Below are 26,206 nucleotides of genomic sequence, written 5' to 3'. Positions count from 1 at the left end.
AAAATTTCGGGAGTTCAGATCGAATGATATGTGGCAGAAGGGGGGGGGATAGAACGAGCTGTCAGTTCAGCCGCTGCTGTTTCGGGAGGTCTCTGGGATCGAGGGTGTCGAGGCGGCGCTGCAGCTCCTCCACTTGGGAGGTGACCGTTTCCAGCTGTTGCACCGTCCGGTCTTGCAGATCGACCATGCGCTCGATGATCGACATCAGGTTGCGAATCATATCGTCTTGGCCAGCCATACGCTCATCTCCTGTCTTGTCCCACTTGCTTTCATTATGAAAAAACCCTTGCCGATTCGCAAGGGTTTTGCTCTGCTTATTCGGTTTCCTGCACTTCCGAGACTTCCGATTCTTCGATCGGGTAGGTGTCGATCGCCTTGTCGGTGTACAAGATGCCGTCGAGGTGGTCGATCTCATGCTGGAAGACGCGGGCGAAGTAGCCCTCCGGTGTCAGCTCGTAGGTGTTGCCGTCGCGCTGCTGGAAGCGCAAGGTCAGCTTCTCGAAGCGTTCGACGTTGCCGCGCAGTCCCGGAATGGACAGGCAGCCTTCAACGTCGACGACCGAGCCCGATTTTTCAACGATCACCGGGTTGATCATCTCGATCAGGCCGCCATGCTCATCGCCATAGTCGACGACGATCACACGCTGCGAGACGCCGACCTGCGGCGCGGCAAGGCCGATGCCGTTGTAGTCGTACATGGTGTCCGCCATGTCATCGAGCAAAGTGAACAGCTCTTGGTCAAACTTGGTCACCGGTTCTGCGATCGCGCGCAGCACCGGGTTCGGGTCAAGCACAACAGGTCTAACTGCCACAGGCTTATCCTCCCTTTTTTACTGGTTGCGGTCCCAGATGATCCGCAGCCCGTCGAGCGTCAAGTTGTCGTCCTGAATCTCGATCTCAAAAGACTCGGCGGAGATCAGGCTCGCCAATCCTCCGGTCGCGATCACTTTGAACGGCAGGTTGAACTCTTTCTTAATTCGCGAAACGATGCCATCCACCTGCCCGGTGAAGCCGTACAGCACGCCGGACTGCATCGAGGTGATCGTGTTGCGGCCGACGACGCTCGCCGGGCGGGTGATCTCGATGCGCGGCAGCTTGGCCGCATGGCGGAACAGCGCCTCGGTCGAGATGTTGATGCCCGGCGCCACGACGCCGCCCATGTAATCGCCGACATCGTTGATCACGCAGAACGTGGTCGCCGTGCCGAAGTCGACGATGATCAGCGGGTAGCCGTATTTTTCGATCGCAGCGACCGCGTTGACGATGCGGTCCGCGCCGACTTCCCGCGGGTTTTCATACTTGATGTTCAGCCCGGTCTTCACGCCCGGCCCGATCACGATCGGCTTGTGGCCGAAATACTTGTTCGACATGCGCTCCAAAGCAAACATCAGCGGCGGCACGACCGAGGAGATCGCGATGCCGTTGATCTCGCCGACGGCGATGCCTTTGTCGGCGAGCAGGCTTTTGACGAGAATGCCGAGCTCGTCTTCGGTGCGCTCGCGGATCGTCGCGATCCGCCAGTGGTACAGCAGGTCATTGCCCTTATAAACGCCAAGCGTAATATTCGTATTCCCTACATCCAGAACGAGTATCATAGTCTCTTTCTCCCGGTTATTTCGCGAGGATATCAAGCGAGATGTCCAGCGCTTTGATCGAATGGGTCAAAGCGCCGATCGAAATGTAATCGACGCCCGTCTTGGCGATGTCGACGATCGTCTCTTCCGTCACGCCGCCGGACGCTTCGATCAGCGCGCGGCCGGTGATCTTCTCGACCGCTTCCCGCATCTGTTCCGGCGTCATGTTGTCGAGCATGATGATGTCCGCTTTCACTTCCAGCGCTTCGTCAATCTGCTCCATCGACTCGACTTCCACCTCGACGCGCATCGTGTGCGGGATCTGGTGGCGAGCCGCCATGATCGCCTGCTTGACGCCGCCGGCGATCTCGATGTGGTTGTCTTTGATCAGCACCGCATCGAACAGGCCAAAGCGGTGGTTGCGTCCGCCGCCGACGACGACCGCGTATTTTTCCAAGGCGCGCAGGCCCGGCGTCGTCTTGCGGGTGTCGACGATCTTGGCGTTGTAATAGCGCACCAGCTCGACGAACTTCGCCGTGCGGGTGGCGATCCCGGACAGACGCTGCAAGAAGTTGAGCGCCACGCGCTCAGCGATCAGGATCGAGCGGGCCGAACCGGTCACTTCCATGATCGGCGTGCCTTTGGCGACCGCATCGCCGTCTTTGACCAGACGGTTTACTTCCAGCGCCGGATCGACCAGTTTGAAGGCGACTTCCGCCACGTCAAGCCCGGCGATGATGCCCGGCTCTTTGGCGAGCAGGGTGCCGTGGCCCCCTTTGTCCTTGGGAACGATCGAGTTGGTGGTGATGTCACCCGAACCGATATCTTCTTCTAATGCAGCGCGAACTGCGCGTTCAATCACACGCTCATCTAGCAGCATGTCAGCACCTCTCTTCGATTACACCCACATCCTTTTGGAAGATGGTGTGTTTGAGCCAGGAGTCTTTTGCTTTGGGAAAATCGTTGCGGTAGTGCCCGCCGCGGCTCTCTTCGCGGAGCAGGGCCGCTTGCGTGGTCAACAGCGCCGACGTCAGCAGGTTGATGAACTCCCAGTCGCTTTTTCTGCTGTAGGTATGGGAGAGCATCGGGACGTACTTGCCCAGTTCGGACAAGGCGCGCTCCAGGGAATCGCGGGTGCGCTTGACGCCGACGTGGCGCACCATCACCTTCTGCAGGTGCAGGCGGCGGTTGTCAATTTTGTCGATCGGGCTCTTCATCACGTGCTCCGTCTTCGGCAGCGGGATGAAGTCGCCAGTCTCCGTCTGCAGGAACGCTTCGATGCGCTCGGCGATGCGCTTGCCAAACACGATCGCTTCCGACAGCGAGTTGGAGGCGAGGCGATTCGCGCCGTGCACGCCGGTGCAGGAGACTTCGCCGCAGGCAAACAGCCTTCTGACATTTGTTTCGCCATAGAGATCCGTTTTTACACCGCCCATGACGTAATGCGCAGCCGGGGCGACCGGAATCCAGTCGGTGGTCAGGTCGAGGCCGTACTGCAGGCAGAACTCATAGATCGTCGGAAAACGCGACTTGATCAGCTCTTCCGGTTGATGCGTGATGTCGAGGTAGATGAACGTCGCCTTGGTCTTCTCGATCTCCGAAACGATGGCGCGGGCGACGATGTCGCGCGGAGCCAGTTCGGCGAGCTCATGGTAGGCGGGCATGAAACGCTCGCCGGCGATGTTGCGCAGCACCGCCCCTTCGCCGCGCACGGCTTCCGAGATCAAAAAGCGCGGTGCGCCCGGATAGTTCAGCGTCGTCGGATGAAACTGGATGAACTCCAAGTCCTGCAGCCGGGCGCCGGCGCGGTAGGCCATGGCGAAACCGTCTGCCGTCGTGACGTCCGGGTTGGAGGTGTAGCGATACATGTTGCCCGCGCCGCCGGTCGCAAGCACGGTCGCCTGGGATCGTATGTAGTGCAGCCGCTTGCCCTTCTCGTAGAGCACACCTTTGCAGGAGCCGTGCTCCGACGTGATCAGGTCGATCGCAAACGCGTCTTCGATCACTGTGATGCGCGGGTTCTTGCGCACTTGCACGGCCAGCGCGCGGACAATCTCCGCACCGGTCGCGTCACCGTTGGCGTGCAGGATGCGGCGTCTGCTGTGCGCCCCTTCGCGGGTCAGGGCGAGATGCTCGCCTTCCGCATCATGTTCGGTGTCGAACTGGGTGCCGAGGCGAATCAGGTCGTTCACCAGATCGGGCCCTTCGTTGGCGAGGACTTCGACGGCGGTGAGGTCGTTCAGTCCGGCCCCGGCCATCATCGTGTCTTCTCGATGCAAGTCAGGGGAATCGCCTTCGGCGATGGCCGCGGCGATTCCCCCTTGTGCCCGGTTGGTATTGCTCTCGGTGAGACCTTTCTTGCAAAGGATGACGACGTTCGCATACTCGCTGATCTTCAGCGCCGTATACATCCCGGCGATGCCGGTGCCGATCACCACGACGTCGGTGTCTTGGGTGGTAACGTCTTCTGCCTTAAAGTTGGCTATGAATCGTGAGAACATCTGGATGTGTCTCCTTCACCGAGTTGCGTAGTTCTAACGTGTTGCTCGCTTCGTCTTACTTCGGAACGATTTCCAGCATGCGGTCGAGCGAACGGCGGGCTTTCTCCGCCACTTCCGGATCGACTTCGATCTGTGGCTGCATCGTTTCCAGCGCGCGGACCATCTTCTTGACGTTGTGGACTTTCATGTTCGGGCAGACCATGTAGCGCGAGGCGAAGTGGAACGTCTTCTCCGGCGATTCCTTCTCCAGCATGTAGCGTACGCCTTCTTCGGTCGCGACGATGTAGTCCTTGAAGTTCGACTCGCGGCAGTATTTGAGGATGCCGGTCGTCGAGCCGACATAATCGCCGAGCGCCACCACTTCCGGGCGGCATTCCGGATGCACGACGATCGGCGCGTCCGGGTATTCCGCCTTCAGCGCGAGCACTTCTTCCGGCGTCAGCAGGTCATGCGTGTTGCAGTAGCCTTGCCAGATGATCATCTTCTTGTCGGTGAACTGCGAGACATAGTGCCCGAGGTTCTTGTCCGGGACCCAGATGATCTCGTCAGACTCGACGGAGTTGATCACTTTCAACGCGTTCGAGGAGGTGCAGCAGATGTCCGTTTCCGCTTTCACTTCTGCCGAGGTGTTGACGTAGGCGACGACCGTCGCGTTCGGGTGCTCCGCTTTCAGCTTGCGCAGCCCGTCGCCGGTGACCATGTCGGCCATCGGGCAGCCGGAGCGCTCGTCAGGCATGAGCACGATTTTATTTGGATTGAGAATTTTTGCACTTTCTGCCATAAAGTGAACGCCGCAGAACAGGATGACGTCCGCATCGGTGTCTTTCGCCTTTTGCGCGAGGCCAAAAGAATCCCCGATATAGTCGGCCACTTCCTGCACCTCAGCCCGCATGTAGTAGTGGGCGAGGATGATGGCGTTGCGTTCCTTTTTCAGTTGGAGCAGTCGTTCTTTGTATTGGTCGAGCTGTTCACGATTCGGTACAGCTTGGATGGTAGCCATCGCGGACAGTGCCCCCTTCTATTTGAAAATGGGCTGATTATGCCTATTTTCTGTCATTCTAACTCTGATCGAGTGAAGTGTCAATTTGACAAAAACTTGTCACAAAAGTTAGAAAGTGCGGCTTTGTTCTAGTATGCCCGTGGCAGCTTTATCTGTTGCGTGGCAAGTTCTAGAACAGCCCGGTGACCTTGCCTTCTGCGAGCAGATCCATGTTCATCGCGGCCGGCACTTTCGGCAGGCCCGGCATGGTCATGATGTCGCCGGTGATCGCGACGATAAAGCCGGCGCCGGCGGAGATTTTCAGCTCGCGGATCGTGATCGTAAAGCCTTCCGGACGGCCGCGCAGGTTCGGATTGTCGGAAAACGAGTACTGGGTCTTCGCCATGCAGACCGGCAGATGGCCGAGCCCCATCTCGTCGATGCGTTTCAGCATCGTCTGCGCTTTCGACGTGTACTGCACAGCATCGCCGCCGTAGATTTCGCGGACGATCGTTTCGATCTTGTCAGGAATCGTGTCGGTCTCATTGTAGAGGAACATCAGGCCGCCCGGACGGTTGTTGACGATCTCCAGCACCTGCTTCGCAAGGTCCAGCCCGCCATCGCCGCCGTTCGTAAACACTTCGGACAGCGCGACCGGGATGCCGTTCTCCTGGCACCAGTTGGTGACGACGGCGATCTCTTCGTCCGTGTCGGTCGGGAACTTGTTGATCGCGACGACCGCCGGGATGTTGAACATCTGCACATTTTCGATGTGCTTGGACAGGTTGGACAAGCCTTGCTCCACCGCTTCTGTGTTCGGGGTGCCGAGGTTCGCTTTGTCGACGCCGCCGTGCATCTTCAGCGCCCGCACCGTCGCGACGACCACAGTGGCCGCCGGGGACAGGCCCGCTTGGCGGCTCTTGATGTGGAAGAACTTCTCCGCGCCAAGGTCGGCGCCAAAACCGGCTTCGGTGACGACGTAGTCGGCGAGCTTCAGCGCCATCTTCGTCGCGATCACCGAGTTGCAGCCGTGCGCGATGTTCGCAAACGGACCGCCGTGGACGAGCGCCGGGGTGTGTTCCAGCGTCTGCACGAGGTTGGGCTGAATCGCATCTTTGAGCAGCACGGCCATCGCGCCTTCCGCACCGAGGTCGGCGACGGTGATCGGCGCCTTGTCGGTGTTGTAGCCGATGATCATGCGCTTCAGCCGCGCTTTGAGGTCTTGCTCGTCATGGGCGAGGCAGAGCACCGCCATCACTTCCGAAGCGACGGTGATGTCGAAGCCGCTCTCCCGGGGCACGCCGTTCGCCGGGCCGCCGAGACCGACGACGATCTGGCGCAAGGCGCGGTCGTTCATGTCCAGCACGCGGTTCCAGGTGATGCGGCGCACGTCGAAGCGCAGCTGGTTGCCCTGGTGGATGTGGTTGTCGATCAGCGCGGCGAGCAGGTTGTGCGCCGAAGTGATCGCATGGAAATCGCCGGTGAAGTGCAGGTTGATGTCTTCCATCGGCACGATCTGCGAGTGGCCGCCGCCGGCCGCGCCGCCTTTCATGCCGAAGGACGGGCCGAGCGACGGCTCGCGCAGGCAGATCATCGCGCGCTGGCCGCTGTCTTGCAGCAGTTTGCCCAGCGCTTGTCCGAGGCCGACGGTCGTCGTCGACTTGCCTTCACCCGCCGGGGTCGGCGAGATCGCCGTGACGAGGATCAGCTTGCCGTCCGCCTGGTCTTGCAGGCGGCGGTAGACGTCCAGCGAAATTTTCGCTTTGTACTTGCCGTATTGCTCAATATCTTCAGGGGTCAGGCCGACCTGGGCTGCGATCTCCTGGATCGGACGCAGGGTGGCCGCTTGGGCGATCTCGATGTCTGATTTCATGCGCTGTTCGGTTGACATGGTATCGACTCTCCTTAGCACTCACATGCAGTGATCAATGTGGTCAGATGCTCCATCAGGTTGATTTCGTACGCTTCTACCGGCCGCCCCGCTGCGTCTTGGAGCACGCGGATCACCGGACGCTGGGGATGTGTCGGGTTCTGGCGGATGATCACACCCGTCTCCCCCGAATTGAGCCGGACGGTCAGTCCGGTCGGGTAGATGGCGACCGTCTTCAGAAACAGCTCGACGATCTCGCGGTCAAAATGCGTGCCGCACGCGCCGAGCAGCAGCTCTAACGCTTCATGCGGCAGCTGCCCTTTGCGGTAGACGCGGTTGGCGGTCAACGCCTCGTACACATCGGCGACGGCGGTGATTTTGCCGAAGATGTGCATCTCCTCGCCTTTGATGCCGCGCGGGTAGCCCGTGCCGTCGACCCGCTCATGGTGCTGCAAGGCCACATGGGCGGAGACGACGGAGATGTCGTCTTGCAGGCGAAGCATTTCGTAGCCGATCATCGGATGCTGCTTGATGATCTCATACTCTTCCGGGGTCAGCCTGCCCGGCTTGTTCAAGATGTCCTGGGGCAGGCGCAACTTCCCGATATCATGAAGCAGGGTGCCGACGCCAAGGTCGAGCAGCTGCTTTTCTGTCAATCCGTATTCGATGCCGATCGCCAGCGCCATCAGCGCGACGTTGACCGAGTGGTGGTAGAGGAATCCGTCGCTCGTGTAGATGTTGGAGACGCTGAGCAGCAGATTGGGCTTGCCTTTCATCTCGTGCAGGACGGTGTCGAACAGGCGGCGGATGTTCCGTCCGTTCAAGTCCTGATAAAATTGGCGCGGGTGCTGCTCCGAGGTCTGCACGCTCTGCAGCGTGGTGAAGACGAGCTGCAACGCTTCCTGCCGTGTCTCCTGCGAGATGACCTCCTCGATCACCACGTCTTCCGTGCGTACATCTTCAATATAGACCGAGGTGATGCCCAAGTTCAGCAGTCGTTTGGCCAGGCTGTCTGAGAGCACGACTCCTTTGTTCAGCAAAACCAGACCTTTTTCATCTAAGAGTGGCTGAGCGAGCCTGGTTTCTGGTGTGATGTTCTGCAGCGATGCGAGTCTCAAGTTGTTTCATCCACCCTCCAAAAAAACACCTGCCGTAGGAGCGACAGGTGTTTTTTCTAAAGTCTCCAGTTTTACTGATCGTTATTCTCCTCGTCAGCCGGAACGGAGGAGTCGGAGTTGATGTTGACTTTTATGCCGGTCACAGAGCCGTCCGGCAGTTTGCCCGTCTCCATCAGGGAATCGATCGTCTCTTTGTCGATCGTTTCCTTTTCAAGGAGCACGTTCGCCAACAGATCGAGCTGGTCGCGGTGCGTGGTCAACACTTCTTTCGTGCGGTTGTAGCACTGGTCGACGATGCGGCGCATCTCCTGGTCGATCTCCAGCGCTACGGTGTCGGAGTAGTTCTGATCGGACGCGATGTCGCGGCCGAGGAACACGTTGCCGCCTTGACGGTGGCCGTATTGCAGATTGCCGAGTTTGTCGCTCATCCCATACTCGGTGATCATGCGGCGGGCGATGTCGGTCACGCGCTCCAAGTCATTGTGCGCGCCGGTCGAGATCTCACCTAACACGATCTCTTCCGCCACGCGGCCGCCGAGCAGACCGGAGATCTTGTCGTACATCTCGGAGCGGGTCATGAAGAAGCGGTCTTCACGCGGGATCATCACCGTGTAGCCGCCAGCCATGCCGCGCGGCACGATGGTGACCTTGTGCACTTCATCCGCATGTTCGAGGTGGTAGCCGACGACTGCGTGGCCCGCCTCGTGGAAGGCGACGAGCTTGCGTTCGTGCTCGGAGATCACGCGGCTCTTCTTCTCGGGGCCTGCGATGACGCGGTCGATCGCTTCGTCCACTTCCTGGGTTTCGATCAGCTTTTTATTCTTGCGGGCTGCGAGCAGCGCCGCTTCGTTGAGCACGTTTTCGAGGTCCGCGCCGGTGAAGCCCGGCGTGCGCTTGGCGATCGCGCCAAGCGGAATGTCCTCGGAGATCGGCTTGTTGCGGGCATGAACTTTCAGAATCGCTTCCCGGCCTTTGACGTCCGGACGGTTGACCGTGATCTGGCGGTCGAAGCGGCCCGGGCGCAGCAGCGCCGGGTCGAGGATGTCCGGGCGGTTGGTCGCCGCAACGATGATGATGCCTTCGTTCGCACCGAAGCCGTCCATCTCGACGAGCAGTTGGTTCAAGGTCTGCTCGCGCTCATCGTGTCCGCCGCCGAGGCCTGCGCCGCGGTGACGACCGACAGCGTCGATCTCGTCGATGAAGATGATGCACGGCGCGTTTTTCTTCGCCGTTTCAAACAGGTCGCGCACGCGGGATGCACCAACGCCGACAAACATTTCCACGAAGTCGGAACCGGAGATCGAGAAGAACGGCACGCCTGCTTCGCCTGCGACGGCGCGCGCCAGCAAGGTCTTACCGGTGCCGGGCGGCCCGTTGAGCAGCACGCCTTTCGGGATGCGTGCGCCGAGCGCCGCGAACTTGCGCGGGTCTTTCAGGAAGTCGACAACTTCGACCAGCTCGTTTTTCTCTTCGTCTGCGCCGGCGACATCGTCGAAGGTAACTTTCTTCTTTTCTTCGTTGTACAGCTTGGCGCGGCTCTTGCCAAAGTTCATCACTTTGGAACCGCCGCCCTGCGCCTGGTTCATCAGGAAGAAGAAGAGGATGAAGATGACGATGAACGGAACGATCGACGTGAGGAAGGTGAACCAGATCGACTCTTTTTGCGGTTCGTTGATCGTGACGTTGGCGGTCTTCAGCTCTTCGTTCAGCTGCTGCGAGAACTCTTCGCTGAACAGGGCGCGGGTGATGAACTCCTCTTTCGCCCCGTTGTCGCCCACCATCGAGCCGGTGAGCCGCAAGGTCAGCCCTTCGCTCGTGACGGTCAGGTCCTTGATCTCACCTTTCTCGACTTTTTGAATGAACTTGTCGTACGTGATTTCCAGCTTTTCCTGTTTTTCACCCGTGATGAAGTTTACAATCCCCACGGTGATCAGGAAGATCAGCAAATAAAAACCGGCATTGCGGAAAAATCTGTTCATTCCTTACCTCCTCTCGGCACCCCAGGTACCACATACGCCAGACAAGCGTTTAGGATTGATAAACTTCCGGTTTCAAAACCCCGACATAGGGGAGGTTGCGGTATCGCTCGGCATAATCCAGACCGTAGCCGATGATGAAGTGATCCGGCACGGAGAATCCGAGATAGTCCGGGGCAATCTCAACTTGGCGGCGCTCCGGCTTGTCGAGAAGTGCGGCGACTTTGACCGAAGCGGCGCTTCTTTGCTCCAGCAGGTTCTTTAAATAATGCAGGGTCAGCCCCGTGTCGATGATGTCTTCCACGATCAGCACGTGACGCCCTTCAATGCTCTTGTCGAGGTCTTTGATGATCCGCACGACGCCGGAGGACTCGGAGGACTTGCCGTAGCTGGAGACCGCCATAAAGTCCATCTCCACCACCATGTCGATCCGTTTGACCAAGTCGCCCATAAACATCGCGGCGCCTTTCAAGATGCCGATGACGAGCAGATCCTGTCCCTGATAGTCACGGGTGATCTGTTCGCCCAGCTCGCGCACTTTGGCGGAGACTTCTTCTTCGGTGAAGAGAATCTCTTGCACATCTGTATGCATAGGTTCGTGTACCCCCCTGAAAAATTAAGAGAGCCGCACCGCCCGGAGGACGAGCGTTCTTTGAGTCTTGTCGGTGACCATTGCCTGCTGTCCCCGCCGGATGCCAACCACCCATGCGATCTCGCTGTCGATACAAAAGAGCGGCCACGCCATGCGCTTATGTTTAGGCACTTTGGCGTCAACGAATACATCGCTGATCAGCTTCGTGCCTTGCATTCCGAAGGGCCGGAATCCGTCGCCTTGTTCCCATGTCCGTATGTATATGCAGGAGCCGGACAATTCATCAGCATCGAATTGGGCTTCCCAGGCGTCTGTCGGACGAGGCGGCACCCCTGGTGTCACTTCTGCCTCCAAACGAATGGCAAACCCCGGCGGTTCTACCGTAAACTTCAACGCGCCGGCTATGAATTCCTTGCCCAGCACAAACTGCTGTACGGGCGCAGGAGCCTCGCCGGCCAGAATTGGCTTGTCAACGCTTACATAAGCGTCGTTGTACTCGCGCCAGGCGGATACCCCGCCAGGCAAGGTCAAACGGCCGCTCGGCGATGAGCTGACCAACAGGGAGCGGATGCTCTCGATATGTACTTGCTCCCATTGGATGGTATGTCCGCACAGATAATATAATATTAGTGTAATTACCCGTCGTTGTAAAGGAAGCGGACTTTCAACAAAATGTTCACAATTGACTTTTAAACGGCCTGCACCCGCCGGCAAGACAGCTTCGGAAAAGCGCGCCTGCGCCAGTTCCTCCAGATAGCTCTCGTCTTCCCGCGCCAGTTGGGAGAGCTGCAGCAGCGCAGCCTTCACCTGTTCATTGTAGCCACGGGTGAGTTCGGGGAAAAGTTGTAATCGTATCTTATTACGAATGTATTTTAATGATGCATTGGAAGCGTCTTCCCGATACAGGATGCCCTGTGCCGCCGCATAGCTTTCGATCTCTTCCCGCCAGATGTCGAGGAGCGGGCGCACGTAAGTGAGCCCGTTCTCTTCGCGCTTGACGGGGATGCCGGCCAGCCCCCGTGTCGAGGTGCCGCGCAGGATGCGCATCAGCACCGTTTCCGCCTGATCGTCCGCATGGTGAGCGGTGAGAAGCCGGGCGCTGGCGGTCTGTTTGGCGACTTGCTCGAAAAAGCCGTACCGCACCTTCCTGGCGGCCGTCTGGATCGAGAGCTTGTGCTGTTTCGCATACGCCTCGACATCCAATCTTTGAACGAACACAGGCAGTCCGTGCCGCTCAGCCAGCTGCTTAACAAACCGGGCGTCGCCCGCCGACGCTTCGCCGCGCAGGCCGTGGTCGACGTGCACGACGGCCAGCTGCAAGTCCCACGCCGCGCGCAGCTTCAGGAGCACATCGAGCAGCACGCAGGAGTCGACCCCGCCGGAGACGGCGACCAACACCCGGTCCCCCGTTTCCAACAGCCGGTGGCGGCGGATCGTCTCATTCACGTTTTCCAGCACGTTTCCCCCTCCAATCGAGGCGCAGCAAAGAGCCGGCGAGCACGAGTCCCGCCGAGATCGCCGAGGCGATCAGCAGGGTCAGCGTCCCTCGCGACAGTCCTTCCAGATAGTCGCCCATCACAAATTCGCGCATCGTCGCCATCGCCGACGACCCCGGCACCAGCGGCACGATCCCGCCGACGACAAAGACGGTGACCGGCATGCGCATGCGCCGGGCCAGCTTTTCACTGAGCGCCCCGACGAGAAAACCGCCGAGCAGGGCGGCGAAGACGGGCGAATCGGTCAGCTGCCGGATGAAATACTGCATCAACCAGCCGGAGAAACCGACGAAGCCGACCAGCAGGAGCGCTTTTTTCGGAATCTGATAGAGCACGGCATAGCAAACGGTCGCCGAAAACGCGATCCCCGCGAGCAGCAAGAGCTGCAAGATCTCCTGTCCCGTCATCATCTACCACAACCCCCCGTGCACGCGAATCGCCAGCACCAGCGCAACGGCTGCCGCGATGGCGAACGCGACGAGAAAGCCTTCCGCCGCCCGCGCCACGCCGGCGAGCAGTTCGCCCGCCATCAGGTCGCGCACGGCGTTGGTCACCGACACCCCCGGCACGAGCGGGATGACCGCCCCGATGATCGCCGCTTCAAAATTGGTCGCGACCGACAGCACGACACCGATCACCGCCAGCGAGACGCCTGCGAAGGCAGCGAAGAACACGCTGAGAAAATACGGCATCGCGCCGCTGACCATGCCCAGCACAAAATGCGAGATCCAGCCGCAGAGCGCCCCGACGGCAAACTCCGGCCAGCTGCCGCCAAAGAGCACGGCAAACGCGCCCGACGCAAACGCCGACGCCAAGTGCTGGTAGCGCAGCCGGTAGGTGACCGGCGCCCGTTCGAACTCGTCAAACGAAGCCAGCACCTCCTCGACACTGACCAGACCTGACGCATAGCGCCGCGACAGGTCGTTGACGCGGTGCACCTGGGAGAGGTTGATCCCCGATGATCCGCTGATGCGCAGCATCCCGGTGCGCGTCGTCTCGCCGGCCATTTCCACGGAAATAAAAATACCGGTCGGCGTGACAAAGCTCTGGACCTGATCGACTCCATACGTGTAGCCGAGCCGCGCGATCGTATCTTCGACGCGCGAAGTCTCGGCTCCGCATCTCAGCATGATATTCCCGGCCCGCAGGCACAGGTCCAGCGCCACTTCCAAACTTCTGCTCATTGCGTGTTCACCTGTTCCCCTTCAAAATCGTTTTCACAGAGTTCGCGTTTGGGGCTTGGTTTCCTTCCGTCCTCTGCAAAAGAACGCTACAAAAAAATCAGGCAAACCGCTCCGACGAGCACCGCGGCCGATCCCAGAAGCAGCCAGTCGCTCCAGTCTTGTCGAGGCGCTGCGTCTGCCGCGCGCTGTTCCTGCTGCACGCTCGCTTTGACCATCGGCATCAGCCGTTCCCGGAAGCGCTCCACCGTCGTCACCCGCCCGCTCCACACCGCTCCGAGCAGATCGCGCCACGGGGCGAGCCTCGGGTCGGCGCGGACGCTTTGCTGGAGCAGGGAAAAATTCGGCACGGTGAGCAGTGCGAGCTTGTGGCGCAGGTCGGGGGCGAGCAGGGCGACGGCCATCATCGTCAGCGCAAACACGTCGTACGACTCATCGGCGCGGCGGCTGCCTTGCCCCCACCAGGCGCGGTCATACCATTCGGTGTACTCTTTGACCCCGCGCCCAAACGGTGTGACGCCGCCGAAGTCGACCAGCCGCAGCCGGCCCCGTTTTTCGTCGACGAGGCAGTTTTCCGCTTTCAGATCGCCGAAGCAAAAGCCGAGCTTGTGCATCCGCTCCAGATAGGTGCACAGCTGCAGCAGGAGCACCGGCAGCCAGTGCCCGCCGCGCTTTTTCAGAAACGGGGGCAGGGAGGTGCCGTGCACCTGCTCCATCACGTAGAAGAACGCTTTGCCGCGCGGGGTGTCGGCGTCATCCAAGTCAAAGACAAGCGGCCCGAGGTCGATGCCTCGAGCCACCCCTTGCAACTGGTGCAGAATTTTATGTTCCAGCGCGATGTCGCTCGACTGTGGCGACACTTTCAGCGCGAGCCGTTCGCCGTTTGGCTTGACGACGCGGTATACTTCGCCGTTGGCGCCGCGCCCGAGCATGCTCTCGACGAGATAGCGCTGCTTGTTCCAGACGCCGGTGATCGTGCTGCCCGTCCGAAACAGCGGCTCAAACGACGTAGGCTGCCATGTCGCCATCGCGATCATCCTCTTCGCGGTACGGAGTCAACAGCGGTGCCGAACCGGCTTGGAACAGCTGGACGGCCCGCTCGATCGCCGGTCCTGTCGGCGTGCCGCCCTGGGCGCGCAGGTCGCCCGAGAGCTTGTTCAGGTCGAGCGTGTCGGAAAACGCAGAGAGCACGCGCACATCTTCGGTCGGGGAGCTCGGGAAGGTGAGGATCGCCGCCCGATGCGAGCCTTTGCGCACGTCGAGCCCGATCTGCAGGTCGCGGATCGCTTCGCGCACGGTGGGGAGCTTTTCATGCATCGAGGCGGACGTGTCGATGAGCAGAACGAGCTGGAGCAAGGCTTCGTCGCCCATGCGGTCGACCATCTCAGCGACCTCGGTGCGCTTTTGCGGCGGGAGGCCTTCCGCGTCGGTGCCGAGGAGCTGCTTGAGCTCTTTGTTGACGACCTGCTGGATCGTCATCTGCACGGTGTGTTTGGTCATCATGTGCATCGTCATCGCCAGCTGTTTCGCTTCGACGATCCGCGACAGCCCGCCGCCCGCTTCGGCGATCTCCGCCGCCTCGCGCCGCCCGGCCGAGCCGAGGTCCCCGCCGTCGACGATGCCGATCACATTGACGGCGATTCCTTGCGCGCGGGCCATCCGAGCCGCCTGCACCGGATCGCTGCCTTTGTTCGAGCACCCGTCGGTAATCAGCAAGATCTGCTTCATCTTCATATCCTTCCACATATCGTTCCACCCCTTCTTCGAGCTATGTTACTCCCCATCTTTGCCCGATGCAGCGGGGTCTAATCAAATACGTGCAAGATAAAAACGTTATATTCAGGAAAATCTCGTGGTAAAATAAAAAAAGAACCGCAAGTGTTCCAGCACCTGCGGTTGTGAGTCACAACAGACGTTTCCCTCAAAGGGATCGGCTGTTCAACCTCTAGAAGATGTAAAATACTACTTTAGACCCCCTGCGAGATTGCAGCCTCAAGGGGGTCTAGTTCTGTCTGTTTTTCGCGAAAAGCTTACTCAGCACGATCAACAAGTTCAAAACTGAGATGCCCAGGCCCATCAATGCGATGGCGAACATTCCGATTTGAATCATAAGTTGAACAGACGCGTGCGTACATTCCACGAACTCTCACCCCCTTCCGGAAGGGACACCTTCCAAGGGGAGCGAGCCGACCTCCCTTGAGCGAACCGAATCTGTTCTGTCTCGTGTCTAAGCATATCACCGCGCTGAAACTATTAGCATCTATTAATTTGCATAAGTAAAATACAAAAAGGGCTCTCAACATGAGAGCCCTTTTCCCCAATTTCAGAAAGCATCCCGATCTCATCTCTAGTTCATCGGCACCAGTTTTTCCGCTCCGTCCGCGGCGGCGACCGTCTTGTTGCGTTTGAGCTTTTGCACGCCCGGCATGCGGATCGTCGCCCACTCCGGCTTGTATTTTTCCACTTTCGCCACCAGCACGGTCATGTCGTCGATGATCTTGCCGTGGTTGATCCGCACGGCAAGCTCGACCAGCATGTCGGCGATCTCCTGCGGGCTGCTTGACTGAAACTCTTCGATCCGCTTCTTCAGCCAGCCCTCCTTGTCGTCGGTGTGCTTCGGCGCGTCGAAGATCCCGTCAGACATCAGGATCAGCAGATCCCCTTCTTTCAGCTCCTCCTCAACCGTTTGGATGTCGATCTCCTGCAGGATGCCGATCGGCACGTTCTCCCCTTCGATCGAGAACACCTGCTGCCCGCGCTTGATGAACGACGGGGATGAACCGATCTTCAGAAACTCCGTCTTCGCCGTAAACATGTCGATCAACGCTAAGTCCATCGTCGTAAAAATCTCGTCTTTCGAGCGCAGGAGCAGCACCGAATTCACCGTTTTAATCGCCATCTGCTCCTCAAAGCCCGCTTTGAGCAGCTGCTGCAGCAGCCGAATCGCTGCGCTCGATTCCTGCATCGCCCGCTCGCCGTTGCCCATGCCGTCGCTGACAGCGACGGCGAATTTGCCATTACCCACGTCCAACGTCGTAAAGGAATCCCCGCAATGCATCCGTCCGTCTTTCGCCGCGCTGGCGACACCCGTTTCAATGTGGTACACCTTCGCCGAGGACAAGGTCATCGTCACACTGTTCTCGTCTTCCCAGAATCTCTTGCGCGAGACGACGATGTTCTCCCCGATGATCTCCGACAGCAATGGCGCGATCAACTTCTCCCCTTCGTCGGCCGACGCCGCCCCCGCCGACGTCACTTCGATCTCCACCTTCCCTTCATCGAGCGAGATGATATCGGCCGACCGGATCGAGAGGCCAAGGTGTTCCAATGCTGCTACAATGTGCTCTTCATGATCGACCGACACGTTGTTCTCCTTGCGAATCTCCTGCGCGAGATCCCCCATGATCGTGCCGATCCCCGCCAGTTGCGCCGCCACCATATTGCGGCTGTCCGCGAGCTGGTACTGCCACTGCATGTCCCGTTTGGACATCTCCACCGCCCGGTGCATCGCCGGCAGGATCTGCTCGGTGCGCACACAGAACTTCTTCAGCTCGGCCGGCATGTTCGACCGATTGACCCCGCCGTCGATTTCGATCAGGGTCGCCGTGTCAAACAGCGCGCGATACGTGCCGTAAAAGTTTTTCTCCCAACATTGCGTCCGCTTGAAGCAACTGCCACACACCTCTTTGGCGACCGTATCAAGCGTCTTGTTCATCACATCATCCTGCGGTTTGACCACGGTGCCGGAGATCTGCGAGAACGTGCGTGACAACTCGTCAAACACGCTCGACACCTCGCGGATGCGCATCGCCATCAAGTCGCGGACGCGCCGTGCATAATCCTGTTGCGACAGCGAGTGCTGGTGCGTCCCCGGCACGTAGCGGGAGACTTGATCGATGAAGCTTTTCGGCGTGAAGAGCAGCAGCAGAAACGCCGCCGCCGACTCTTGCAGCGCCATCATCACCGACGCCATGTCATTGACGTAGACCGTCAGAATCGCCGTGCCGAGCACAAATCCGATGCCGACCCCGGCTTTTTTCATATCGCGAAGCAGACCTGCGAGAAGTCCTGAAAATGCCAGCAGCCCGATCTGCGAAGCGGCCAGCATGCTTGCCATCGTCAAAATGATTCCGGTCACCACGCCAACACCTGCGGCGACCCCGGCGCCCCCGATCAGCGCGAACAGCATGATCAGGTAGCGCGAAAATATATTTTCAAACGACATCCCGGCCACCGAGAGATGGTGGAACCCGGTCAGTACGGAAGCGAGCATGATCACCAGGCAGACGATCTCTTCGTTGCGCAGCTCTTTGACCCCGCGCTGGAAGGTGAAGATCGGCAAGGATTGGATGAAGATCAGCGTCAGTACCATGGCGAGGAACCCGTCGACCAGCGCCATCATCAGCGAGTAGGTCGTCGTATCGCCGATCGCCGCGTTGGCCGCCATCCGCACCCCGGCGTCGACGAGGAACACGACAAAAGGCACCATGTTGAGCGTCAGCGCTTTCTTCTTGGTCAGCATGCCGTAGACCACCCTGTAGAAGAGCAGCGCCCCGGCCAGCATCGGCCAGATCGAGAACAGCCCGTTGGCCGTCAAGGAGCCGACGATCAGCGCGAGCAGCACCGGTCTGGCGGCCGACCGCTTCAGCCGCAGGATCACCGCATAGAAGGCGATCGAAAAGGGGGCGAGCTCCCCTAAGATCATCGCCCGCCCGAGGAAGAAGGCCATGATCACCAGCACCAGCGTCCCTCTGCCGGCCACCGCTCCCAACCGACTTTGCAGCCGCTGCCATCGGGAAGTGACGCCGCCAAGCGGCCCCGCCTCAACCTGTCCGCCTCCCCCAAAGGCCAGACGTCCTTCCCAAAACCGTTTCCACATGCTTGTCCACCATCCCGTCTCGTGATTTGAATGGTCTCAGGATAGCATGGATGCTCAGCAATGTTTGTCAAAACGCCGCACCGAAAACAGGGAAATTTCCGACAACTATCGGGGGAAGTCATCGCGGACATACGTTCGCGAAACGCCGGAAAGCCACGCCGTTTCAGCTCCAAAGGATTGCAAGAGGGAACGTTCATTCGCAGACAAAAGGTGCTCTGCCGTCGAAGTCCCCGTCGAATTGTCGGAAAGTAATCGGGTGTTCGACACCTATTTTCACGAGGTTTGGCATACACTGTTACATTTTATACGTCCAGCATGTCGATGTTGAAACCGCCGCTCGTCGATTGGGTAGTGGGACTGTCGTTCTGGTTCTCGGTTTCGAGGTCAAGGCTGCTGCTTGCCTTTCGTTTTTTCCGGTTCGATTCGGTAACCGGTATCGGCCCCTTTAACAGCTTCTGCTGGTTGTACAACTCTTCTTCTTGCAGCGCCCGCTCCACTTTTTCGAAATAGGACAGCACTTCTCCCGGATACTTGCGCGTCCAGCCTTCGAGGGAGGTTTCGATCGTTTCTGCGTCCATCATGTCCATACGGAGCATCATCTGATGCAGCTTCTCTTCCTGCCCGGAGCACTCCACGTCCACCCAGCCAAAGCGGCCCGCCCGGTATTGCGCCAACACACCGGCCTTGCCGGTCGGCGTCAGCGTTACCATCTCGTTGCGGGCAAACGCCTCCTCGCGCATCATCTGCTGCCGGTCATCGTCATGCAGTCCCAACTCCTGATAATTGTCTTCCGCGTATTGATAGCGGGCAAGCGGCGTGCCCGGTATCTCGCTCAAGACGGAGGATCGCACGCGTTCGAGCGTGTCTTGCCACAGCCAGGACACCCGGTCGATCGCTTCCCGATAGGAGGCGACTTTGGACCCGTAGTCTTCAGACAGCTCGATCACCACCTCTTCAAACGCATCGTTGACGCCGTGTTCGTCGGCGATCTTGGACAGCCCTTCGGCGATCTCACGGATGCCCTGCACTTTCAGACCGACATGGTCACCCAACTGCGAAACCGTATCGTGCAACGTGGAGAGCTTCGTTTCGATCTTGCTGATCGAATCGTCCAGCTCTTCATGATCATAACTGCCGATCGCTGCTTCGAGATCGAGCAGCAGATCGTCCATGAATGCCATCGCTTTCTCTTCGTCTTCCGATGCGATCGCCTTGGTGATCCGATTGACTTGCTCGATCACCTGGCCGGCGAGCTCGCTTTGCTCCTCCTGCAGCTTGTTGACCAGCGCGATCGCCTCGATTTTCAGCTTCCACTGCTTTCGCAGCACCTCCGGCGCATCGAGCACCACTTCATCAAATGCGACCTTGGTGACGGCCGTATTGCCGTCCAGCGACTTGCTCTTCGAGCCTCCTGGCTTGAGATTGGGATAGCGGTCGATCTTGCGGTCCTTCACGATGGCCGACGGCGCCGGAATATCGCTTTTCCACGTGCCTTTGGTGCCCGGCACCTCCTGTCCGTCTTCGTCGAGCTGGAACCATTCCGCTTCCAGATGGGAAGCGTATTGGAAATCATGCTGCTCCGGCTTGGGCTTCTTTTTCCCTGTTTTTGGCGGCGTCACCGTCACCGAGTCGTCCTCATAGTCAACATCCACCTGATAGGAGATCCAGCCATGATGGTCGTCGACCAGCGTTTTGACGACGCTCTCCACTTCGGTGGCGAATTTGCTGTTAAAGCCGCGCGGCATCGGCGTCAAGTTGCGCACATCGTTGCCCGGCCCGCCAAGGTGATGGTTCAGCAGGTGGCCGGCGATGTACTCGTTGGAGTCGCCGACGTAGTATTTGAACTCATCGGTGATCTCCTGCGGCCGCCCGGACGGCGTGTCGCCCATCAGATGGTCCGGGCCGAGCGGATTCGCTTTCACGCCTTGCCCCATCTCATCGACAGCCGACTTGAACTTGACATGCGTTTTCAGCGACTTGCCGTTCTGAACATCAGCTCCCAGCCCGTCGACGATACCATGCTTGTTCGCTTTGGTCTTGTGCGGCGTCCACTGCAGGCTGTTCCCTTTCTTTTTGATGTCGTTCCACTTGCGGAGCGTGCGCTGGATCGGAGGCTGGCTGCCCGGCTGCATTTTCGCTTGCAGCATCGACAGGACGGCGCGGTTGCCGACCGTCTTTTGCAATTGCAGGATCTGGTTCGGCGAGACCTGGGCGGATGACAAATCGCTTTTCGAAGATTCCGTCTTCATTTGCTGCGCTTGCTGCGGCCGATGTGTACGCATGGGTCCCCTCCGTCGTTAATATCGTTATTTTCATTATAGCATGGTAGAATATGAGAAGAGGAAAAGCGGAGGAGGGTATGTATGACTTCGACAGATCGCCCGACTTGGGACGAATACTTCATGATGATGGCGCGGGATGTGGTCGCACAGCGGGCGACGTGCACGCGCCGCAAAGTCGGTGCGGTGCTGGTGCGGGACAAGCGCATCCTGACCACCGGCTACAATGGCAGCCCGCCCGGCATGCCGCACTGCACCGATGTCGGCTGCTGGGTGGTGGAGAACCACTGCATCCGCACGATTCACGCCGAGCAGAACGCGGTCGTGCAGGCCGCCTTGCACGGCGTCAGCACCGAAGGCGCCGTCTGCTATGTGACCGCCGCCCCCTGCGTCAACTGCGCCAAGCTGCTGGTCGCAGCCGGGATCAAGCGGGTGGTGTACGCCGACAAGTACACCGACTCGTACGGCGAGCAGGTGCTGCGCGACGCCGGCGTGATTTTGGAGCAGTACACAGGCAAATAGGCACCTTTCCCGTCCCCCTTGCATAGCCTAAGAGCAAATTCTTGCGACAAGGGGGAGGAATGATGCCAAGTTGGCTGCGGAACCAACTGACCCGAGCATTTCGTGACAAAGACAAGCGATCGATCGTCATGCTGAACCGCGTTTTTTATAAATACCAGCACAATCTCCGGCAAGAAGAAGCTGCGGAAGAAGCTGAATAAAAAGACCCCCGAACTTCGTTCGGGGGTCTTTCTGTTACTTGAGCAGTTTTCCGATCATCTCATCGGCGATCGTGTAAGGATCGACCGCCCCTTGTTCCACCTGGGCGATCTTGCTGCTCCAGGCGGCATCGCCGTGCATGAGCTCTTTCAGGCGGCGGGTCATCTGGCCTTCGATGATCGCCACGACCTCATCCTGGCGGCGCTTGTGGCGGCGCTGCTCCCAGACGCCGGAGGAGCGCAGGTACGATTCGTGCTCCTGCACTTTGGACCAGAACTCGGGGATGCCTTTGTTGTCGCGGGAGATGGTGCGGGTGACGGGCGGGCGCCACGGGACGTGGCCCATCAGGTCGAGCATGTTGCTGACTTCGCGGTCGGTCTTGTCGGTGCCCGGCAGGTCGGCTTTGTTGATCACAAACAGATCGGCGATCTCCATGATTCCCGCCTTCATCGTCTGGATGTGGTCGCCGGCCGACGGGTTGAGCACCACGACGGTCGAATCGGCCACATTCATGATGTCGAGCTCCGACTGCCCGACGCCCACCGTTTCGATCAGGATCACCTCACAGCCCCACGCATCGAGCACGCGCAGCGCCTCCTGCGTCGTGCGCGCCAAGCCGCCGAGCGACCCGCGCGTGCCCATCGAGCGGATGAACACGTCCGGGTCGAGGGCGTGTGCGCCCATGCGCACCCGGTCGCCGAGGATCGCCCCGCCGGTGAACGGCGAGGTCGGATCGACGGCGATCACGCCGACTCTCATCCCCAGCTCCTTGCGCAGGTAGGTGATGATGCGGTCGGTCAGCGAGCTTTTGCCCGCTCCCGGCGACCCGGTAAGGCCGACGAGGTAGGCTCTGCCCGTGTGCGGGTGCAGGTCGCGCAGGATGTCGTGCTTTTGCGGCGCATCGTTCTCGATGTGCGTGATCGCACGGGCCGCGGCGCGCTTGTCACCGCTCAAAATCCGCTGAACCAGCTCGTGCATCTTACTTCTCCTTCAGGAGGTGACGCGCGATGACCATGCGCTGGACTTCGTTGGTGCCTTCGTAGATCTGGGTGATCTTCGCGTCGCGCAGGAAGCGCTCCACCGGATACTCGCGGGTGAAGCCGTAGCCGCCAAAGATCTGCACCGCTTCGACTGCGACTTTCATCGCCACGTCGGAAGCGAACACTTTCGACATCGCCGACTGCTTGCCGTACGGCAGGCCTTCCGACTCCAGCCATGCTGCCTGGTAGGTCAACAGGCGCGCCGCTTCGATCTCGGTCGCCATGTCGGCGAGCTTGAACTGGATCGCCTGGAAGTTGGAGATCGACTGGCCGAACTGTTCGCGCTGCTTCGCGTAGTCGGTCGCCAGGTCGAGCGCGCCTTGCGCGATGCCCAGCGCCTGTGCCGCGATGCCGTTGCGGCCGCCGTCGAGGGTCATCATCGCGATCTTGAAGCCATCGCCCAGTTCGCCGAGCATGTTTTCCTTCGGCACGATGCAGTTGTCGAAGATGATCTCGGTCGTCGTCGAGGAGCGAATGCCCAGCTTCTTCTCATGCTTGCCGACGGAGAAGCCCGGGAAGTCCGCTTCGACGATGAACGCAGTGATGCCGCCGCGGGTGCGCTTCTCCAGATCGGACACAGCGAACACCACGTAGATGTCTGCCACGCCGCCGTTGGTGATGAAGATCTTGGAGCCGTTCAGCACCCAGTGATCGTCTTTTTCCACAGCTGTCGTGCGCATGCCGCCGGCGTCGGTGCCGGAACCCGGCTCGGTCAGGCCGTATGCGCCGATCGAAGTGCCTTCCGCCAGACGGCGCAGGTACTTCTGCTTCTGCTCTTCGTTGCCGAACTTATAGATCGGCCAGCCGGCCAGCGAGGTCTGCACCGACAGGGTAACACCGACCGATGCGTCGATGCGGGACAGCTCTTCGACAGCGATCACGTAGGACACATAGTCCATGCCTGCGCCGCCGTACTCTTCCGGCCACGGAATGCCGCACAGCCCGATCTCGGCCATCTTGTCAAAAATCTCACGGGAGAACTCTTCCTTCTCGTCGCGCTCCATCGCGCCCGGCGCCACCTCGTTCAGCGCGAAATCGCGCACCAGCTTGCGAATATCCTGTTGATCTTGCGTCAGTTGAAAGTTCATCGTCTGCTTCCTCTCTTTCCTTCGGTTCCTACAGGCCCTTCATCAGGTTCTTCGCCACGACAAGACGCTGAATCTGGTTGGTGCCTTCGTAGATTTGGGTGACTTTCGCATCGCGCATGTAGCGCTCCACCGGGTACTCTTTCGAATAGCCGTAGCCGCCGAACAGCTGCACCGCATCGGTCGCCACCGCCATCGCCGTATCGGTGGCATAGTACTTCGCCATCGAGGCCTGCTTGGAGACAGGCAGCTTCGCCTGGCGCAGCGTGGCCGCGTTGTAGATCAGCAGGCGGGACGCTTCGATCTTCGTCGCCATGTCGGCAAGCATAAACTGCACCGCTTGGAAATCGGCGATCGGACGGCCGAATTGCTCGCGCTGCTGCACGTAGGCACGCGCCGCGTCAAAAGCGGCCCGGGCGATCCCCAGCGCCTGGGCGCCGATGCCGATCCGGCCGCCGTCGAGGTTGCTCATCGCCACGGTAAAGCCCTGGCCTTCCGCGCCGAGCAGCTGCCCGACCGGAACTTGCGCGTTGTCAAAGATCAGCTCGACCGTGCCCGACCCGTTCATGCCCATCTTGTGCTCTTTCTTGCCGATGGAGAAGCCCGGTGTCCCGCGCTCGACGATAAACGCCGATACGCCTTTCGCGCCCGCCTCCGGATCGGTGACAGCAAAGACGATGAAGATATCGGCCACTTCGCCGTTGGTGATGAAGATCTTCGAGCCGTTCAGCACGTAGGTATCGCCTTGCTTCACCGCGCGCGTGCGGATGCCCGATGCGTCCGAACCGGCGCCCGGCTCCGTCAGGCCAAACGCGCCGATCAGCTCGCCCACCGCCAGACGCGGCACGTATTTCTGCTTCTGCTCTTCCGAACCGAAATTCAAAATCGGCATCGTGCCGACCGACGTATGTACCGCGAGAATGACCCCGACCGACGCAGACGCATACGAGATCTCTTCAATCGCCAGCATGTAGGACAGGAAGTCCGCTCCGACCCCGTCATACTCTTCCGGAACCGGAATGCCCATGAGACCCAGTTCGCCCATCTTGCGGATCAGTTCGCGGGGAAACTCGTCGCTCGCGTCGATCTCCGCCGCCAGCGGCGCGATCTCATGTTCCGCAAAGTCGCGCACCATCTGCTGCAGGTCGCGCTGGTCTTTCGTCAGATTGAAATCCATCTTGCAGACCCCCTCGATTAACGGCCTATAAATTCGGCCGGGCGCTTCGCCAGGAAAGCGGCCATGCCTTCTTTTTGATCTTCCGTCGAGAAGGAGAGGCCGAACAGCTCCGTCTCGTATTGCAGACCGCGCGTGAGGTCCATGTTCATGCCTTCGTTGACGCCTTGCTTGGACATGCGCACCGCCAACTGGCCTTTCGACGCGATCTTCTGCGCCATCTCCAGCGCTTTGTTCATCAGTTCTTCCGGCTCGACCACGTGGTTGACGAGCCCGATCTGGTAGGCGCGTTCCGCCCCGATCACATCGCCGGTGAACAGGAGCTCCTTGGCGATCGCAGGTCCGACCAGACGGGGCAGACGCTGCGTGCCGCCAAAGCCCGGCGTGACGCCGAGGTTGACTTCCGGCTGGCCGAATTTCGCCTTGGTCGAAGCGATGCGGATGTCGCAGGCCATGACCACTTCACAGCCGCCGCCGAGCGCAAAGCCGTTCACCGCTGCGATCGTCGGTTGCGGAATTCTCTCCAGCTTGGAGATGTGCTTCATGCCGTTCGCCGAAAACGCGCGGCCTTCGATCGCGGTCAGAGACTGCATTTCCGCGATGTCAGCACCCGCTGCAAACGCCTTTTCGCCGCCGCCGGTGATGACGACAACTTTGATCTCGTCATTTGCTGCGATGTCATCGAGCAGCGCGCCCATCTCGTTTAACAGTTCCGAGTTCAGCGCGTTCAATGCTTTCGGGCGGTTCAGCGTGATGATGCCGACGCCTTCCTTTACTTCAAACAACAGGTTTTGAAAGTCCATTCGTTATGTCCTCCCGTGCTCTGGTATTAGGAATAGGTGTAGAAGCCGCGGCCGGTCTTCTTGCCGAGCCAGCCGGCTTTGACGTATTTGCGCAAGAGCGGGCACGGACGGTATTTGGAATCGCCAAATCCTTCGTACAGCACTTCCATGATCGCGAGGCAGGTATCGAGGCCGATAAAGTCGGCCAAAGTCAGCGGGCCCATCGGATGGTTCATGCCCAGCTTCATCACTTCGTCGACCGCTTCCGGCGTCGCCACGCCTTCGAAGACGCAGTAGATCGCTTCGTTGATCATCGGCATCAGCACGCGGTTGGAGACGAAGCCCGGGAAGTCGTTGACTTCGACCGGCACTTTGCCCATCTGCTTGGACAGCACTTCGATCGTTTTGTACACTTCATCGGTCGTCGCTAAGCCCCGGATGATCTCGACGAGCTTCATCACCGGCACCGGATTCATGAAGTGCATGCCGATGACCAGCTCCGGACGGGAAGTTACCGCTGCGATCTCGGTGATCGGGAGCGAAGAAGTGTTGGTCGCAAGGATCGCGCCTTCCTGCAGCACTTCGTCCATTTGGCGGAAGATGTTTTTCTTGATCTCCATGTTTTCGGTCGCCGCTTCGATCGCCAGCTGTGCGTCGTGCGCGTCGCCCATGTTGGTCGTCGGGTGGAGGCGGGCGAGGATCGCCGCTTTTTCCTCTTCAGTCTTGCGGCCCTTTTCTACGTCGCGGGAGAGGTTTTTCGTGATCGTGCCCATGCCGCGCTCCAAAAACTCCGGCTTCAGGTCGTTCAGGACGACTTCCAGCCCGGCTTGTGCGGCAACTTGTGCGATCCCGGCGCCCATTTGGCCGGCGCCGATGACGAGAACTTTGCGGATTTCCATTATGTATGTCCCTCCAGTTGGTATGTAGTCGCCCGGGGAATCTCATACGTCCATTCCCCGG

General features: G+C 59.6%; 24 protein-coding genes. 2 read left to right on the top strand and 22 right to left on the bottom strand.

The window, feature by feature from the left end; genetic code table 11:
• Positions 1-61 precede the first annotated feature (61 nt).
• From EV586_RS21015 to EV586_RS04975, 17 genes are all read right to left on the bottom strand, one after another.
• Positions 62-238, bottom strand: a complete 177-nt coding sequence (locus EV586_RS21015) for a hypothetical protein (protein WP_165898298.1) — start codon at positions 236-238, stop codon at positions 62-64.
• 76 nt (positions 239-314) lie between these two features.
• Positions 315-812: a peptide deformylase gene (def, locus tag EV586_RS05050; RefSeq protein WP_132943993.1), complete on the bottom strand. Its 498-nt coding sequence runs from the start codon at positions 810-812 to the stop codon at positions 315-317.
• Positions 813-830: 18 nt separating this feature from the next.
• Complete coding sequence (locus EV586_RS05045; protein WP_132943992.1) at positions 831-1,595, bottom strand: type III pantothenate kinase; 765 nt, start codon at positions 1,593-1,595, stop codon at positions 831-833.
• A 16-nt stretch (positions 1,596-1,611) separates the two neighbouring features.
• Entirely contained in the window at positions 1,612-2,454 is an 843-nt protein-coding gene (nadC, locus tag EV586_RS05040) for a carboxylating nicotinate-nucleotide diphosphorylase (protein WP_132943991.1), read from the bottom strand.
• A gap of 1 nt (position 2,455) precedes the next feature.
• A complete protein-coding gene (nadB, locus tag EV586_RS05035) occupies positions 2,456-4,075 on the bottom strand; it encodes an L-aspartate oxidase (protein ID WP_132943990.1) in 1,620 nt (539 codons plus the stop codon).
• Positions 4,076-4,130: 55 nt separating this feature from the next.
• The gene (nadA, locus tag EV586_RS05030) at positions 4,131-5,075 is read right to left on the bottom strand and encodes a quinolinate synthase NadA (protein ID WP_132943989.1); all 945 of its coding nucleotides are present in this window, start codon (positions 5,073-5,075) and stop codon (positions 4,131-4,133) included.
• Positions 5,076-5,244: 169 nt separating this feature from the next.
• On the bottom strand, positions 5,245-6,945 hold the full coding sequence (locus tag EV586_RS05025) for a formate--tetrahydrofolate ligase (RefSeq protein WP_207893857.1): 1,701 nt from the start codon (positions 6,943-6,945) through the stop codon (positions 5,245-5,247).
• Positions 6,946-6,959: 14 nt separating this feature from the next.
• Complete coding sequence (locus EV586_RS05020) at positions 6,960-8,042, bottom strand: HD-GYP domain-containing protein (protein WP_132943988.1); 1,083 nt, start codon at positions 8,040-8,042, stop codon at positions 6,960-6,962.
• Positions 8,043-8,113: 71 nt separating this feature from the next.
• Complete coding sequence (ftsH, locus tag EV586_RS05015) at positions 8,114-10,021, bottom strand: ATP-dependent zinc metalloprotease FtsH (RefSeq protein WP_132943987.1); 1,908 nt, start codon at positions 10,019-10,021, stop codon at positions 8,114-8,116.
• Between the two features lie 49 nt (positions 10,022-10,070).
• Positions 10,071-10,610 (bottom strand): hypoxanthine phosphoribosyltransferase, encoded by a 540-nt coding sequence (gene hpt, locus EV586_RS05010; protein ID WP_132943986.1) that lies wholly within the window; start codon positions 10,608-10,610, stop codon positions 10,071-10,073.
• 24 nt (positions 10,611-10,634) lie between these two features.
• Complete coding sequence (gene tilS / locus EV586_RS05005) at positions 10,635-12,068, bottom strand: tRNA lysidine(34) synthetase TilS (RefSeq protein WP_132943985.1); 1,434 nt, start codon at positions 12,066-12,068, stop codon at positions 10,635-10,637.
• Complete coding sequence (locus EV586_RS05000; protein WP_132943984.1) at positions 12,049-12,516, bottom strand: threonine/serine exporter family protein; 468 nt, start codon at positions 12,514-12,516, stop codon at positions 12,049-12,051. The genes tilS and EV586_RS05000 overlap by 20 nt, the downstream gene beginning before the upstream one ends.
• Complete coding sequence (locus tag EV586_RS04995) at positions 12,517-13,290, bottom strand: threonine/serine exporter family protein (RefSeq protein ID WP_132943983.1); 774 nt, start codon at positions 13,288-13,290, stop codon at positions 12,517-12,519.
• An 86-nt stretch (positions 13,291-13,376) separates the two neighbouring features.
• The gene (locus EV586_RS04990; RefSeq protein ID WP_165898296.1) at positions 13,377-14,315 is read right to left on the bottom strand and encodes a protein kinase domain-containing protein; all 939 of its coding nucleotides are present in this window, start codon (positions 14,313-14,315) and stop codon (positions 13,377-13,379) included.
• A complete protein-coding gene (locus EV586_RS04985; RefSeq protein ID WP_132943981.1) occupies positions 14,287-15,033 on the bottom strand; it encodes a vWA domain-containing protein in 747 nt (248 codons plus the stop codon). Before EV586_RS04985 ends, EV586_RS04990 begins: the two co-directional genes overlap by 29 nt.
• A 601-nt stretch (positions 15,034-15,634) precedes the next feature.
• Positions 15,635-18,166: a stage II sporulation protein E gene (gene spoIIE, locus EV586_RS04980; RefSeq protein ID WP_132943980.1), complete on the bottom strand. Its 2,532-nt coding sequence runs from the start codon at positions 18,164-18,166 to the stop codon at positions 15,635-15,637.
• Between the two features lie 302 nt (positions 18,167-18,468).
• Entirely contained in the window at positions 18,469-20,448 is a 1,980-nt protein-coding gene (locus EV586_RS04975) for a DNA/RNA non-specific endonuclease (protein WP_132943979.1), read from the bottom strand.
• A gap of 81 nt (positions 20,449-20,529) precedes the next feature.
• Between EV586_RS04975 and EV586_RS04970 the strand changes: the two genes are divergently transcribed.
• Entirely contained in the window at positions 20,530-20,967 is a 438-nt protein-coding gene (locus EV586_RS04970) for a deoxycytidylate deaminase (protein ID WP_132943978.1), read from the top strand.
• Between the two features lie 62 nt (positions 20,968-21,029).
• On the top strand, positions 21,030-21,167 hold the full coding sequence (gene cmpA, locus EV586_RS04965) for a cortex morphogenetic protein CmpA (protein ID WP_132943977.1): 138 nt from the start codon (positions 21,030-21,032) through the stop codon (positions 21,165-21,167).
• A 34-nt stretch (positions 21,168-21,201) separates the two neighbouring features.
• On the opposite strand, the gene meaB is transcribed toward cmpA, so the two are convergent.
• Genes meaB through EV586_RS04940 form a run of 5 tightly spaced genes read right to left on the bottom strand, consistent with a single transcriptional unit; the run spans position 21,202 to position 26,145 of the window.
• Positions 21,202-22,143: a methylmalonyl Co-A mutase-associated GTPase MeaB gene (meaB, locus tag EV586_RS04960; RefSeq protein ID WP_132943976.1), complete on the bottom strand. Its 942-nt coding sequence runs from the start codon at positions 22,141-22,143 to the stop codon at positions 21,202-21,204.
• Position 22,144: 1 nt separating this feature from the next.
• Entirely contained in the window at positions 22,145-23,293 is a 1,149-nt protein-coding gene (locus tag EV586_RS04955) for an acyl-CoA dehydrogenase (protein WP_132943975.1), read from the bottom strand.
• Positions 23,294-23,321: 28 nt separating this feature from the next.
• Positions 23,322-24,467, bottom strand: a complete 1,146-nt coding sequence (locus EV586_RS04950) for an acyl-CoA dehydrogenase (RefSeq protein WP_132943974.1) — start codon at positions 24,465-24,467, stop codon at positions 23,322-23,324.
• Between the two features lie 17 nt (positions 24,468-24,484).
• Positions 24,485-25,267 carry an enoyl-CoA hydratase-related protein gene (locus EV586_RS04945; protein WP_132943973.1) on the bottom strand — a complete coding sequence of 261 codons (783 nt, stop codon included), beginning with the start codon at positions 25,265-25,267 and terminating at the stop codon, positions 24,485-24,487.
• A 26-nt stretch (positions 25,268-25,293) separates the two neighbouring features.
• Positions 25,294-26,145 carry a 3-hydroxybutyryl-CoA dehydrogenase gene (locus EV586_RS04940; protein WP_132943972.1) on the bottom strand — a complete coding sequence of 284 codons (852 nt, stop codon included), beginning with the start codon at positions 26,143-26,145 and terminating at the stop codon, positions 25,294-25,296.
• Positions 26,146-26,206: the final 61 nt, after the last annotated feature.

It is taken from the genome of Tumebacillus sp. BK434 (assembly GCF_004340785.1).
Taxonomy (GTDB): domain Bacteria; phylum Bacillota; class Bacilli; order Tumebacillales; family Tumebacillaceae; genus Tumebacillus_A.
The sequence above is the reverse complement of the archived record's forward strand: the minus strand, read 5'-3'. Positions and strand labels throughout refer to the sequence as shown.

Coding starts and splice junctions, on each gene's coding strand:
- spoIIE (WP_132943980.1), bottom strand. CDS start 18,166: ATGTGGAAACGGTTTTGGGAAGGACGTCTGGCCTTTGGGGGAGGCGGA.
- EV586_RS04990 (WP_165898296.1), bottom strand. CDS start 14,315: ATGGCGACATGGCAGCCTACGTCGTTTGAGCCGCTGTTTCGGACGGGC.
- EV586_RS04940 (WP_132943972.1), bottom strand. CDS start 26,145: ATGGAAATCCGCAAAGTTCTCGTCATCGGCGCCGGCCAAATGGGCGCC.
- EV586_RS04950 (WP_132943974.1), bottom strand. CDS start 24,467: ATGGATTTCAATCTGACGAAAGACCAGCGCGACCTGCAGCAGATGGTG.
- EV586_RS04970 (WP_132943978.1), top strand. CDS start 20,530: ATGACTTCGACAGATCGCCCGACTTGGGACGAATACTTCATGATGATG.
- hpt (WP_132943986.1), bottom strand. CDS start 10,610: ATGCATACAGATGTGCAAGAGATTCTCTTCACCGAAGAAGAAGTCTCC.
- ftsH (WP_132943987.1), bottom strand. CDS start 10,021: ATGAACAGATTTTTCCGCAATGCCGGTTTTTATTTGCTGATCTTCCTG.
- EV586_RS05025 (WP_207893857.1), bottom strand. CDS start 6,945: ATGTCAACCGAACAGCGCATGAAATCAGACATCGAGATCGCCCAAGCG.
- nadB (WP_132943990.1), bottom strand. CDS start 4,075: ATGTTCTCACGATTCATAGCCAACTTTAAGGCAGAAGACGTTACCACC.
- EV586_RS05000 (WP_132943984.1), bottom strand. CDS start 12,516: ATGATGACGGGACAGGAGATCTTGCAGCTCTTGCTGCTCGCGGGGATC.
- EV586_RS21015 (WP_165898298.1), bottom strand. CDS start 238: ATGGCTGGCCAAGACGATATGATTCGCAACCTGATGTCGATCATCGAG.
- nadA (WP_132943989.1), bottom strand. CDS start 5,075: ATGGCTACCATCCAAGCTGTACCGAATCGTGAACAGCTCGACCAATAC.
- EV586_RS05045 (WP_132943992.1), bottom strand. CDS start 1,595: ATGATACTCGTTCTGGATGTAGGGAATACGAATATTACGCTTGGCGTT.
- cmpA (WP_132943977.1), top strand. CDS start 21,030: ATGCCAAGTTGGCTGCGGAACCAACTGACCCGAGCATTTCGTGACAAA.
- EV586_RS04995 (WP_132943983.1), bottom strand. CDS start 13,290: ATGAGCAGAAGTTTGGAAGTGGCGCTGGACCTGTGCCTGCGGGCCGGG.
- EV586_RS04985 (WP_132943981.1), bottom strand. CDS start 15,033: ATGTGGAAGGATATGAAGATGAAGCAGATCTTGCTGATTACCGACGGG.
- meaB (WP_132943976.1), bottom strand. CDS start 22,143: ATGCACGAGCTGGTTCAGCGGATTTTGAGCGGTGACAAGCGCGCCGCG.
- EV586_RS04955 (WP_132943975.1), bottom strand. CDS start 23,293: ATGAACTTTCAACTGACGCAAGATCAACAGGATATTCGCAAGCTGGTG.
- EV586_RS04975 (WP_132943979.1), bottom strand. CDS start 20,448: ATGCGTACACATCGGCCGCAGCAAGCGCAGCAAATGAAGACGGAATCT.
- EV586_RS04945 (WP_132943973.1), bottom strand. CDS start 25,267: ATGGACTTTCAAAACCTGTTGTTTGAAGTAAAGGAAGGCGTCGGCATC.
- nadC (WP_132943991.1), bottom strand. CDS start 2,454: ATGCTGCTAGATGAGCGTGTGATTGAACGCGCAGTTCGCGCTGCATTA.